The organism is Methylobacterium endophyticum, assembly GCF_050591105.1.
In the GTDB taxonomy this organism is placed as follows: Bacteria; Pseudomonadota; Alphaproteobacteria; order Rhizobiales; family Beijerinckiaceae; genus Methylobacterium.
On record NZ_JBNHES010000002.1, the window covers coordinates 38,021 to 49,534 of the forward strand.

Annotated in this window: 11 protein-coding genes; 9 read left to right on the top strand and 2 right to left on the bottom strand. The window is 71.5% G+C overall.

Annotated elements, in window-relative coordinates; translation table 11 throughout:
* Position 1 precedes the first annotated feature (1 nt).
* Together ACP56T_RS02700 and bchF are read right to left on the bottom strand one after the other, a co-directional pair.
* Positions 2 to 1,282 (bottom strand): ferredoxin:protochlorophyllide reductase (ATP-dependent) subunit N, encoded by a 1,281-nt coding sequence (locus ACP56T_RS02700; RefSeq protein ID WP_430910572.1) that lies wholly within the window; start codon positions 1,280 to 1,282, stop codon positions 2 to 4.
* Positions 1,279 to 1,797, bottom strand: a complete 519-nt coding sequence (gene bchF, locus ACP56T_RS02705) for a 2-vinyl bacteriochlorophyllide hydratase (protein WP_430910573.1) — start codon at positions 1,795 to 1,797, stop codon at positions 1,279 to 1,281. The genes ACP56T_RS02700 and bchF overlap by 4 nt, the downstream gene beginning before the upstream one ends.
* A gap of 279 nt (positions 1,798 to 2,076) precedes the next feature.
* Here bchF and ACP56T_RS02710 point away from each other — a divergent pair, with 279 nt between their 5' ends.
* The 9 genes from ACP56T_RS02710 to ACP56T_RS02750 all read left to right on the top strand — a co-directional run bounded on the left by ACP56T_RS02710 (position 2,077) and on the right by ACP56T_RS02750 (position 11,452).
* A complete protein-coding gene (locus ACP56T_RS02710; protein WP_430910574.1) occupies positions 2,077 to 2,964 on the top strand; it encodes a cobalamin B12-binding domain-containing protein in 888 nt (295 codons plus the stop codon).
* A 44-nt stretch (positions 2,965 to 3,008) separates the two neighbouring features.
* Positions 3,009 to 4,448, top strand: a complete 1,440-nt coding sequence (gene ppsR, locus ACP56T_RS02715; RefSeq protein ID WP_430910896.1) for a transcriptional regulator PpsR — start codon at positions 3,009 to 3,011, stop codon at positions 4,446 to 4,448.
* A gap of 69 nt (positions 4,449 to 4,517) precedes the next feature.
* Positions 4,518 to 5,402, top strand: coding sequence for a chlorophyll synthase ChlG (gene chlG, locus ACP56T_RS02720; RefSeq protein ID WP_430910575.1), 885 nt, complete (start codon positions 4,518 to 4,520; stop codon positions 5,400 to 5,402).
* On the top strand, positions 5,402 to 6,742 hold the full coding sequence (locus ACP56T_RS02725) for a BCD family MFS transporter (RefSeq protein WP_430910576.1): 1,341 nt from the start codon (positions 5,402 to 5,404) through the stop codon (positions 6,740 to 6,742). The genes chlG and ACP56T_RS02725 overlap by 1 nt, the downstream gene beginning before the upstream one ends.
* Before the next feature lie 102 nt (positions 6,743 to 6,844).
* Positions 6,845 to 8,038 (top strand): geranylgeranyl diphosphate reductase, encoded by a 1,194-nt coding sequence (locus ACP56T_RS02730; protein WP_430910577.1) that lies wholly within the window; start codon positions 6,845 to 6,847, stop codon positions 8,036 to 8,038.
* Complete coding sequence (locus ACP56T_RS02735; protein ID WP_430910578.1) at positions 8,035 to 8,529, top strand: TspO/MBR family protein; 495 nt, start codon at positions 8,035 to 8,037, stop codon at positions 8,527 to 8,529. The genes ACP56T_RS02730 and ACP56T_RS02735 overlap by 4 nt, the downstream gene beginning before the upstream one ends.
* A 4-nt stretch (positions 8,530 to 8,533) precedes the next feature.
* The gene (locus ACP56T_RS02740; protein ID WP_430910579.1) at positions 8,534 to 8,827 is read left to right on the top strand and encodes a hypothetical protein; all 294 of its coding nucleotides are present in this window, start codon (positions 8,534 to 8,536) and stop codon (positions 8,825 to 8,827) included.
* Positions 8,828 to 8,918: 91 nt separating this feature from the next.
* Positions 8,919 to 10,499: a cytochrome c gene (locus tag ACP56T_RS02745; RefSeq protein WP_430910580.1), complete on the top strand. Its 1,581-nt coding sequence runs from the start codon at positions 8,919 to 8,921 to the stop codon at positions 10,497 to 10,499.
* A 146-nt stretch (positions 10,500 to 10,645) separates the two neighbouring features.
* On the top strand, positions 10,646 to 11,452 hold the full coding sequence (locus ACP56T_RS02750; RefSeq protein WP_430910581.1) for an SDR family NAD(P)-dependent oxidoreductase: 807 nt from the start codon (positions 10,646 to 10,648) through the stop codon (positions 11,450 to 11,452).
* Positions 11,453 to 11,514: the final 62 nt, after the last annotated feature.

The following is an 11,514-nucleotide window of genomic DNA, read 5'->3' on the forward strand; positions in this document are numbered from 1 at the left end:
CCTACACCTCCAGCCGGGTGCGGCGGTTGAGCGGGCGCGCGAACAGCTCGGCGAGGTCGCCGGCCTGATCGTAGCCCTGGATCGGCGTGAACAGCAGCTCGATCGACCACTTGGTCGAGAACCCTTCCGCCTCCAGCGGGTTGGCGAGGCCGAGCCCGCAGACGGTGAGGTCGGGCCGGGCGACGCGGGCGCGGTCCATCTGGTCGTCGAGGCTCTGGCCCTCCACCACCGTCGTGCCCGCCGGCAGCATCGCGAGCTCCTCGGCGAGATGGACGCGATGCAGGTAGGGCGTACCCACCTCCACCGGCACCATGCCCATCTCGCGGGCGAGGAAGCGGGCGAGCGGGATTTCGAGCTGCGAATCGGGGAAGAAGAACACCCTTTTTCCCGCGAGCTTTTCACGGTGGTGGGCGATGGCTTTCTCCGCCCGCGCCCGGCCCGATGCGACGACGGTCTCGAACCGCGCCAGGGGGACCCGGAAGGCGTCGGCCGCGCTCTTCAGCCAAGCGGTGGTGCCCTCGATCCCGAGGGGGAACGGCGCCGCCAGCCGTTGCGCGCCGCGCGCCTCCAGGGCCCTGGCGGTGTCGGTGAGGAAGGGCTGCGCGAGAAGATAGAGAGTCGCGGGGCCGACGGGCGGCAGATCGCCCGCCCTGCGTGCCGGCAGGAACCGAACGTTCCCGATGCCGAGCTCCGAAAAAATCCGAAGAAACTGGTCCTCGACCACGTCGGCCAACGCGCCGACGACGAGGAGGGAGGACGTGTCGGAGGGCGCCGCGCGCGGCATCTCCGGCACGAGGGCGGCGAGGCAGGCGTCCTCCCCTTGCGTGAAGGTGGTCTCAATGCCGCTGCCCGAATAGCTCAGCACCCGCACGGACGGGGACAGCGTCGCCGAGAGCCGGGACGCCGCCTGGGCGAGGTCGAGCTTGATCACCTCGGAGGGGCAGGAGCCCACGAGGAAGAGGAGGCGGATGTCGGGGCGGCGCTCGATCAGGCGGCGCACCACCCGGTCGAGCTCCTCGTTCATGTCCGCGAGGCCGGCGAGGTCGCGCTCGTCGATGATGGCGGTGGCGAAGCGCGGCTCGGCGAAGATCATCACCCCGGCGGCCGACTGGATCAGATGCGCGCAGGTGCGCGAGCCGACCACGAGGAAGAACGCGTCCTCGATCTTGCGGTGGAGCCAGACGATGCCCGTGAGCCCGCAGAACACCGCCCGCTGGCCGCGCTCCTGCCGGATCTCGGGCTCCCCGCAGCCGGGGGCGATGACGGGCGCGAGGGCGTTCATCGCGAAGCCCCCGCGAGACGCATGTCCGCGACGGCCGCCGGGCGGGGCGCCTGGAGCCGCGCGGCGCGCAGCTTGAGGAGGAACTGGGTCGCGTTGACCGCGTAGGAGGCGTAGGCCGCGAGCGCCAGCAGCATCAGCGCCGTCGTGCCGAGCAGGCCGAAGCCGAGCGCTGCCAGATAGGCGGTATGCAGGGCCAGCACGAGCATGCTGACCACGTCCTCCCAGAAGAAGGCCGGCGCGAACAGGTAGCGCCCGAACACGACCTTCTCCCAGATCGAGCCCGTGACCATGATTGCGTAGAGCAGCAGCGTCTTGGCGATCACCGAGAGGTTGGCGGCCTCGGCGCCCTCCCCGGTGGCGAGGGTGCGCAGCACCAGCACCAGGCTCACCAGGAACACGAGAAATTGAAGGGGGGCGAGCAGGCCCTGGACCAGCGTCCAGCGGGTCGCGTCGCGGCGGGCACGCTCGGCCGGCGTGTACAGCGAGGATCGTGTCGGCCGGTCCGTCGGACCCATCGCTAACGCCCTTCCGCCCTGCCGCGGCCTCGTGAGGGGCCGTCGGTCGATGGGGAGCCTAGGAAGGGGGCAGGCGAGTGTCAACCTTGCTTTACGTCAAGCGACAATTACAGGGGCCAAGATGAACAATCTTTCATGCGACGCATTGTAAACCGAAACCGATGGGGTATCGTGGCCTCACCGCCGCCGGCCCCGACGAGGGCTCCGTTGTCAGACGGCAGGAGAGCCGGCTCCAGATCGGCAATCGAACGATGTCCGTCTGGATCACGGGAGGATCCCATGGATCGCCTGAGGCGTCAGGGTCTTCGATTCGAGGAGGGTTTCCGGGGCGAGGAAGTCTCCCCTCCCTGCCTGATCGAAGGCGGGATGGAGCCGAGGCCGCTGCCTGCCTACCGTCCCTGGCACGGCAACCTCGCCCGCGTGGTCGAGCGCGAGATCATTCCTCGTCTGATGCTGGTGCACGGCTCCCGCCCGGCGCATCCCGAGGCCGCCGCCCGAAAGCCGACGGAGGCCGAGATCGCGCTGTTCTCCGCCCTGCTCCTGGCTCCCGCCGGACAGGATGCCGAGAGCCGAATCGGCGCCATGGTCGACGAGGGGCTCTCCCTGGAGAGCCTGCTGATGGACCTGCTGGTGCCGAGCGCCCGCCATCTCGGCGAATTGTGGGAAGAGGATGCCTGCGACTTCACCGAGCTGACCATCGCCATGGGGCGGTTGCAGCGCATCCTCCACGACATCTCGCTGCGCTTCGGCGATGGCGACGGCCCCGTGCCGGAGGGACGGCGCATCCTCCTCGGCCCCTGTCCCGGCGAGACGCATCTGTTCGGCCTGTCCGTGCTCGAGCGATTCTTCCGCGATGCCGGCTGGATCGTGACGGGCACGGCGCTGGAGCCGTCCTCGGACCTCGCGGCGAGCGCCGCCGCGGCGTGGTTCGACGTGATCGGGCTGTCGCTGAACTGCGAGGTTCTGCTGCCGGCGCTGGGGGAAGCCGTCCGCGCGGTGCGCGACGCCTCCCTCAACCGCGAGGTGCGAATCCTCGTCGGCGGTTCGATTTTCGCGGGCAATCCCGGCTATGTCGCGCTCGTGGGAGCGGACGCGACCGCGCCGGACGCCTACCGTGCCGTGGTCACGGCTGAAAGCTTGCTTGATCTGCGGGCCTTGGCCTGCTGAAAGACCCGTCCGACGTCATCACGAAGCAGTGATCCTTGACCAGTCTGGCGAGCCATGCCGCGCACGCGAGTTTTGCGGCGCACGAGCAATTCCTCGGTAGCCTCACCGGAGAGGCCGCGGGGCGCCTCGTCGCGGCCGCCAACGACCTGTCTTTGGTGATCGATCGGGAGGGCATCATCCGCGATGCCGCCTTCGCCGAATCCGATTTCGCCGGAGAGGAGGTGCGGTCCTGGCTCGGGCGTCCCTGGGCCGACACGGTCACGGTGGAGAGCCGTCCGAAGATCGCGGCCCTCCTGCGCGACGCGGTGCCCGACGCCGTGACGCGCTGGCGGCAAGTCAACCACCCCTCGGCCAGCGGCATAGACCTGCCCGTGCGTTACGCGTCGATGCGTCTTTCGACGGACGGGGCGATCCTGGCGGTCGGGCGCAACCTGCGGGCCACGGCCGCGCTCCAGCGCAAGCTCGCCGAGACCCAGCAGGCGCTGGAGCGGGACTACCTGCGCCTGCGCGGCGCCGAGACCCGCTACCGGACCTTGTTCAAGCTCGCCGGCGAGCCGGTCTTGGTGGTCGATGCTGGAACCCGGCGCGTCACCGAGGTGAACCCGGCGGCCGCGCGGCTCATCGGGCGGGCGGAGCGGCGCATCGTCGGACAGGACGTGATCGACCTCTTCGATTCGGCGAGCGCGCGGGATTTGCAGAACCTGTTCTCGGCCCTGCGCATCGCCGGGGAAGCGGACGAGGTGGCGGCCCAGCTCGCCAACGGACGTGGCCGCACCGAGGTAGCCGCCTCGCTGTTCCGGCAGGATAATGCAACGAGCGCGCTCCTGCGCCTCTCCCCCGCCTCGGCCTCCCCGGAGACCGCGCAGCCGAAGGCGACCTCCGCCCTCCTCAACGTCATCGCGGGCATGCCGGAAGGCTTCGTGGTGACGGATCTCGGCCGCAGGATCCTGCTCGCCAATGGCGCCTTCCTCGATCTCGCGCAGGTCGCCATGGAGGAGCAGGTCCGGGGCGAGAGCCTCGACCGCTGGATCGGCCGCGAGGAGACCGAGGCGGACGCGCTGTTCGGCACCCTCGCCGACCATGGCGTCGTCCGGCATTTCGTCACCGGCCTGCGCGGCCAGCTCGGCTCCGTCGAGGAGGTCGAGGTGGCGGCGGTCTCCGTCCGGCAGGGCGAGCAGCCCTGCTACGGTTTCACCATCCGGGCCGCGCCGAGGCGGGCGAGCGCGGCCGCCTTCGCCGGGCCGCAGCTGCCCCGCTCCGTCGAGCAGATGACGGAGCTCGTCGGCCGCGTGACCATGAAGAACCTCGTGCGCGAGTCCACCGACCTCATCGAGCGGCTCTGCATCGAGGCGGCCCTGCGCATCACCCGCGACAACCGGGCGTCGGCGGCGGAGATGCTGGGCCTGAGCCGGCAGGGCCTCTACGCGAAGCTGCGCCGCTACGGCATCGGCGATCTCGGCCCCGAGGAGGCGAGCGAAGGGTAAGTAAAGATGCCGCCAACAAGTGTCATCTTTTCTTGACATGCGGGTGCGCCGGACCTTAGCCTCGCTCCCATGTCGACGCCCGCTCCGAGCGCCCTGGTCGAACTGCTCAAGCCCATCACCTGGTTCGCGCCGATGTGGGCGTTCGCCTGCGGGGTGATCTCGTCGGGACAGCCGGCCCAGGGCCAGTGGCCGATGATCGCGGCGGGCGTTCTCCTCGCCGGCCCCCTGGTCTGCGCCACGAGCCAGGCGGTGAACGACTGGTACGACCGGCATGTCGACGCCATCAACGAGCCGCACCGGCCGATTCCCTCGGGCCGGATGCCGGGGCGCTGGGGCTTCTACGTCGCTGCCGGCTGGACCCTGCTCTCGCTGGCGGTCGCGGCGGCGCTGGGGCCGTGGATCCTCGGCGCGGCCCTCTTCGGGCTCGTGCTCGCCTGGCTCTACAGCGCGCCGCCGCTGCGGCTGAAGCGGAACGGCTGGTGGGGCAACTCGGCGGTGGCGATCTGCTACGAGGGCCTGCCCTGGTTCACCGGCGCGGCGGTGATGGCCGCCGCGATGCCCGACCGGCGGGTGCTCGTCGTCGCCTTCCTCTATTCGGTCGGGGCGCATGGCATCATGACCCTCAACGATTTCAAGGCGGTGGAGGGGGATGCGCGCATGGGCATCCGCTCCCTGCCCGTCCAGCTCGGCATCGACCGCGCCGCCCGCTTCGCCTGCCTCGTCATGGCGCTGCCGCAGCTCGGGGTGATCGCGCTGCTGGCCGCCTGGGAGCGCCCGTTCCATGCGGGGCTGATCGCGGCGCTGCTCGTCGGGCAGTTCGCGCTGATGCCCCGCCTGCTGCGCGCGCCTCGCGAGCAGGCCGCCTGGTACAACGGCACCGGGACGACGCTCTACGTGTTCGGCATGCTGGCGGCGGCCTTCGCGCTGCGCCCGCTCGTGCAAGGCGGCCTGTGATGGCGGGCGCGGCCGGCTTCTCCTGGCTCGCCATCGTCCGGCTCGGGCTGGTGCAGACGGCGCTCGGCGCCATCGTCGTGCTCATCACCTCGACCATCAACCGCGTGATGGTGGTGGAGCTGGCGCTCCCCGCCGTGGTGCCGGGCGGCCTCGTGGCGCTCCACTACGCCGCGCAGGTGCTGCGCCCGCGCTGGGGCTACGGCTCCGATGTCGGCGGACGGCGCACGCCCTGGATCGTCGGCGGCATGGCGGCGCTGGCGCTCGGCGGATTCGGCGCCGCCTGCGCGACGGCGCTCGCCGAGACGCATCTGGCGGCCGGGCTGGCGCTCGCCGTGGCCTCCTTCCTCACCGTGGGGATCGGTGCCGGCGCGGCCGGAACCTCGCTGCTCGTGCTGCTCGCCGGCGGCGTCGAGGCGCGGCGCCGGGGTGCGGCGGCGACCATCGTCTGGGTGATGATGATCGCGGGTTTCGCCGTCACCGCGCCCCTCGCCGGGCATTATCTCGATCCCTTCTCCGGCGCCCGGCTCGTCGCCGTCTCGGGGACGGTGTCGCTGATCGCCTTCGCCGTCGCCTGCCTCGCCGTCTCGGGCGTGGAACCGACGCGGGCGAGCACGGGCGCGGAGGGAGCGGCGGAGAGGAAGCCGCCCTTCCTCTCCGTGCTGGCGCGGGTCTGGGCCGAGCCGGCCGCGCGGCGCTTCACGGTGTTCATCTTCGTGGCGATGCTGGCCTACAGCGCGCAGGAGCTGATCCTCGAACCCTTCGCCGGCCTCGTCTTCGAGATGACGCCGGGCGTGACCACCAAGCTCTCCGGGCTCCAGCACGGGGGCGTGCTCGCCGGGATGCTGATCGTCGCCGGCATCACCATGGGCATCGGCGGGCCGGTGCTCGGCTCGCTGCGGCTGTGGACGGCGCTGGGCTGCGCCGGCTCCGGCCTCGCCCTCGTCGGCATCGCCGCCGCCGGGCTCGCCGGGCCGGGGGCGCCGTTGCGCGCCCTGGTGTTCCTGCTGGGGCTCTGCAACGGCGTCTTCGCGGTGGCGGCCATCGGCTCGATGATGGCGCTGGCCGGACGCGGCGGCGAGGCCGAGCGCGGCACCCGCATGGGGGTGTGGGGCGCGGCGCAGGGGATCGCCTTCGGGGCGGGCGGCTTCCTCGGCACCGTGGCGGTCGATCTCGCCCGGCTCGTCGCGCCGGAGGCGGTCCACGCCTACGCCGCCGTCTTCATCGCCGAGGCGCTGCTCTTCGTCGCCGCCACGGGGATCGCGCTGCGCATCGAGCATGCCGGCGAGACCCGCGTGGCCCGCGCGCTGCGCCCCTCCCCGCTCGTCGAGCGGTTTCCATGAACCGCCATATGCGGACACCGCCCCATCGTCTTTCAAAGACACATCTTCTCCCCGTGAACCGGCCCCCCGTCGCTCGATGACGCCCTAGAGGAGACCGCGACGATGCCCGAGGCTGAGGCGACCGAGACCTTCGACGTGGTGGTGGTCGGCGGCGGTCCGGCGGGCGCCACCGCCGCGACCGATCTCGCCCGCGCGGGACACAAGGTCCTGCTCCTCGACAAGGGCGGCCGCATCAAGCCCTGCGGCGGCGCCATCCCGCCGCGCCTGATCCGGGACTTCGCCATCCCCGACCACCTGATCGTGGCGCGGATCACCTCGGCCCGGATGATCTCCCCGGCGGAGAAGCGGGTGGACATGCCCGTCGGCGACGGCTTCGTCGGCATGGTCGACCGCGAGCATTTCGACCCGTGGCTGCGCGAGCGGGCGGTGCTGGCCGGCGCCGACTTGCGGCGGGGCAGCTTCGAGCGGATCAGCCGCGATGCGCCGGCGCTCGCCACCGTGCATTACCGGGCCGGCGAGACCGAGCATGCGGTGCGCGCCCGTCTCGTCCTCGGGGCGGACGGGGCGTCCTCGCCCGTGGGACGGGCCGAGATTCCGGGACACGCCCGGATGCGGCAGGTCTTCGCCTATCACGAGATCGTCCGCCGGCCCGCCGGGGGCGGCGGCGACGTGGAGGCCGCCCGCTGCGACGTGTTCTACCAGGGCAGGCTCTCGCCGGACTTCTACGCCTGGATCTTCCCCCATGGCGACACAATCAGCGTCGGCACCGGCTCGGCGAGGAAGGGATTCTCGCTGCGCGGCGCCGTGCGGGCCCTGCGCGAGTCCTCCGGGCTCGCGGCGGGGACCACCGTGCGGCGGGAAGGCGCGCCGCTGCCGCTCAAGCCGCTCAAGCGCTGGGACAACGGCCGCGACGTGCTGCTCACGGGGGATGCCGCCGGCATCGTCGCCCCCGCATCGGGCGAGGGCATCTACTACGCGATGCTCGGCGGACGGCTTTCGGCGGAGGCGGCGGAGGCTTTCCTCGCCACCGGCAGGGTCTCGGCGCTGGCGCTCGCCCGCGCCCGCTTCATGAAGCTGCATGGGCGCGTCTTCCTGATCCTGCGGATCATGCAGGCGGTCTGGTATCGCAACGACGCCCTGCGCGAGCGCTTCGTCTCCATCTGCCGCGACAGGGACGTGCAGCAGCTCACCTGGGATTCCTACATGAACAAGGAGCTGGTGCGCGCCAAGCCCGTCGCCCACGCGCGGATCTTCTTCAAGGATCTCGCCCATCTCTTCCGCTGGGTGACGCCGTGACCCTGCTCGCCGCAGGCTGGGGGCCCGTGGCGGCGGCCGTCGCCGCGGCGCTCGTCGTCGCCTTCGCCGGAGGCGCGCTGACCGTGACCGATGCCTGGTATCGCGCCCTGAGGACGCCCGCCTGGAAGCCGCCGGACTGGGCCTTCGGGCCGGTCTGGGCGGTGATCTTCGCCTGCGCGACGGCCTCCGCGATCCTCGCCTGGAACGCCATGCCACAGGCCGGCGCCAGGGCGGCGCTGCTCGCGGCCTACGCGGTCAACGGTGTGCTCAACATCGCCTGGAGCGCCCTGTTCTTCCGGGCCCGGCGGCCCGACTGGGCGCTCGCCGAGGTGGCGCTGCTGTGGCTCTCGATCGTCGCCCTGATCGGCGTCTCCTGGCCGGCAGGCGCGATCCCGGTGCTGCTGCTGGTGCCCTATCTCGCCTGGGTCGGCGTCGCCGCCCGCCTGAACCTCGCCATCGTGCGCCTCAACGGCCCCTTCAGGAGCGCCTGACGCCATGGCCGAGCTGTTTTCCAGCGGGCGCGTCGTCGAGCTGATCCTGGCCCTCGTCGCGGTGGAGGGCGCGGCGCTGCTGGCCCTGCATCGGCTTACCGGGCGCGGGCCGTCCGCCCTGCCGCTCGCCTGCAACCTCGCCGCCGGGGCCGCGCTGATGCTGGCGCTGCGGGCGGCGCTGGTGGGCGCGCCCTGGACGGCGGTCGCCGGCTGGCTGCTGGCGGCGCTTGCCGCCCATGCCGCCGAGATGGTCTGGCGCCTGCGCCGGCCCGGCCCCTCGCCGCAAACGATTTCGTGAGCCCGGAACTCCGCCGATCGCGGAGGAGTTCTCCGGCCGAACCTCAACCTGAACGATAATTCAGGACGCCGCCGCCGGCCGGAGATATCCCATGACTCGCCGTTCCGCCGCTCTCGCCGTCTCCGGTGTCCTGCTCGGCGCGGCCTTCGGTCCGCCGGCCTCGGCGCAGACGGCGGACGCCGATCTCGTCAAGCGCAGCGAGTATCTCGTGACCGCAGGCGACTGCGTGGCCTGCCACACGGCGCCGGGGGGCAAGCCCTTCGCGGGCAACTACGTGCTGAACACGCCGATCGGTAAGATCACCACCCCCAACCTGACCCCCGACAAGGAGACCGGCCTCGGCAACTGGAGCGAGGCGGATTTCGAGAAGGCGTTCCGCCAGGGCATCGACGAGGACGGGAGCTATCTCTACCCGGCCTTTCCCTTCGCCTGGTACACCAAGGTCAGCGACGAGGACGTCAAGGCGATCTGGGCCTATCTGCGCTCCCTGGAGCCGGTGAAGGAGGCGAGGAAGCCGAGCGAGATCCCCTTCCCGTTCAACATCCGCACCGCGCTCGTGACCTGGAGGGCGGCGTTCTTCACGGCCGGACGCTTCGAGCCGGACCCCAATGCCAGCGCCGAGGTCAATCGCGGCGGCTACCTCGTGGAGGGGCTCGGCCATTGCGGCATGTGCCACAACGAGCGCAAGATCGTCGGCAACAGCGGGCTCGCGGGCAAGCTCGGCGGCGGCGTCATCGACGGCTGGTACGCCCCCAACATCACCCCGGACGGCCACCAGGGCATCGGCGCCTGGAGCGACGAACAGGTGGTGAGCTATCTCAGGACGGGCGCGGCGCCTGGCGAAAAGCCCGGTGTCGCCGCCGGCCCCATGCGGCAGGCCATCGACGAATCCCTGAGCAAGATGACCGATGCGGATCTCAGGGCCATCGTCGCCTATCTGCGCACGCAGAAGGCCAAGGAGACCTACAAGGCCAAGGACATCGAGGCGTTCAACCGGCCGGACGCGCCGGGAGCCTCGGTCTATCTGAGCTACTGTTCGTCCTGCCACAAGCCGGACGGCAAGGGCGTCGAGGGCGCGATCCCGGCGCTCGCCGGCAACACCTCCGTGCAGGCCGAGGGGCCTGAGACGGTGCTGCGCGTGATCTTCGGCGGCCTTTCCGCGCAGGGCGGATACGCGCCCATGCCCGCCATCGGGGCCGGCATGACCGACCGGCAGGTCGCCGACGTGACCGACTACATCCGCAACGCCTGGGGCAACAAGGCGCCCGTCATGAACGGTCGCGGAGAGGTGGTGTCCTCGGCGCGGGCGCAGTCCCAGACGATGCTGGCCGGCAACGCGCCCTGCTCGGCGGTGGCGCCGGAGAGCGTCGCCAAGGCCCTCGACGCGACGGGCGCGGGAGAGGCGCTGAAGGGGCTCGCCGTCGCCGATTTCGTGCCGCGCCTCGACGCCCTGCTGCCGAAGGTGAAGGCTGCGGGAGGCCAGGAGATGAAGGACGACGACGTCGTCAACGGCATCACCTCGGCCTTCTGCCGGGCGCAGCCGGAAGAGGCCCGCAAGGCCGCCGACTGGCACGTCACCATCGGCAGCTTCGGCAACGTGGCCTACAGCGCGCTGAAGCATCCCGGCCGGCACGCGGGCTCCGAGACGATGCCCGCGCCCTCCCCCCGCTGACGGCGGATCGCCCGCTCCCGCGAGCGCGACCGCCCCGCAGGAACGTTCGCTTCCCGCGCGGGTTTGCAAGCGTCGCCGGTCTTGAGACCGGGCGGCGTAGGCCGGCCTGGATCGATCCGCGCCGCACATCCCTTGGAGCGATCACGATGGATCTGGGTATCGGCGGGCGCGTGGCGGTGGTCACGGGCGGCGATTCCGGCCTGGGGCGGGCCAGCGCCGAATACCTGCTGCGCGAAGGCGTCAGGGTCGTGCTGAGCGATCTCGACGACGCCAAGGTCCGGGCCGCCGCGCAAGAGCTTTCGGCGCTGGGCGAGGTCCGGGCCGTCGCCGCCGATCTGAGCACGCGGGAGGGGGCCGACACCCTGAGGCGCTTCGCCGACACGGCCTTCGGCGAGGCGCCGACGATCCTCGTCAACGCGGCGGGCGTGACCGGCGCCACAGGCGACTTCCTCGACATCGGCGACGAGGGCTGGATGGAGACCATCCAGGCCGACCTGATGGCCGCCGTGCGCACGGCCCGCGCCTTCATCCCCGGCATGCGGGCGGCCAAGTGGGGGCGGATCGTGTTCTTCACCTCCGAGGACGCCGTGCAGCCCTATGTGGAGGAGCTGCCCTACTGCGCCGCCAAGGCCGGGCTCCTCAACCTCACCAAGGGCCTGTCCAAGGCCTACGGCGCCGATGGAATCATGGTGAACGCGGTCGCGCCCGCCTTCATCGCGACGCCGATGACCGACGCCATGATGGAGAAGCGCGCCGCCGAGCTCGGCGTCTCCTTCGACGAGGCCGTGGAGAGCTTCCTCGCCGAGAAGCGGCCCGGCATGGTGCGCCGTCGCCGCGGGCGCCCGGAGGAGGTCGCGGCGGCCGTCGCCTTCCTCTGCTCCGAGCAGGCGAGCTTCATCACCGGCGAGAACCTGCGGGTGGACGGAGGCGCGGTCCTCACCATGGCGAGCTGAGCCGGCGCATCTGTGTTTCCGAAGGGCTGCCGCCATCGTGCATTGCGCTCGCCCCATGCAGC

Excerpts from the sequence above, each read along its gene's own strand:
- ACP56T_RS02700 (WP_430910572.1), bottom strand. The coding sequence starts at position 1,282 with ATGAACGCCCTCGCGCCCGTCATCGCCCCCGGCTGCGGGGAGCCCGAG.
- bchF (WP_430910573.1), bottom strand. The coding sequence starts at position 1,797 with ATGGGTCCGACGGACCGGCCGACACGATCCTCGCTGTACACGCCGGCC.
- ACP56T_RS02710 (WP_430910574.1), top strand. The coding sequence starts at position 2,077 with ATGGATCGCCTGAGGCGTCAGGGTCTTCGATTCGAGGAGGGTTTCCGG.
- chlG (WP_430910575.1), top strand. The coding sequence starts at position 4,518 with ATGTCGACGCCCGCTCCGAGCGCCCTGGTCGAACTGCTCAAGCCCATC.
- ACP56T_RS02725 (WP_430910576.1), top strand. The coding sequence starts at position 5,402 with ATGGCGGGCGCGGCCGGCTTCTCCTGGCTCGCCATCGTCCGGCTCGGG.
- ACP56T_RS02730 (WP_430910577.1), top strand. The coding sequence starts at position 6,845 with ATGCCCGAGGCTGAGGCGACCGAGACCTTCGACGTGGTGGTGGTCGGC.
- ACP56T_RS02740 (WP_430910579.1), top strand. The coding sequence starts at position 8,534 with ATGGCCGAGCTGTTTTCCAGCGGGCGCGTCGTCGAGCTGATCCTGGCC.
- ACP56T_RS02745 (WP_430910580.1), top strand. The coding sequence starts at position 8,919 with ATGACTCGCCGTTCCGCCGCTCTCGCCGTCTCCGGTGTCCTGCTCGGC.
- ACP56T_RS02750 (WP_430910581.1), top strand. The coding sequence starts at position 10,646 with ATGGATCTGGGTATCGGCGGGCGCGTGGCGGTGGTCACGGGCGGCGAT.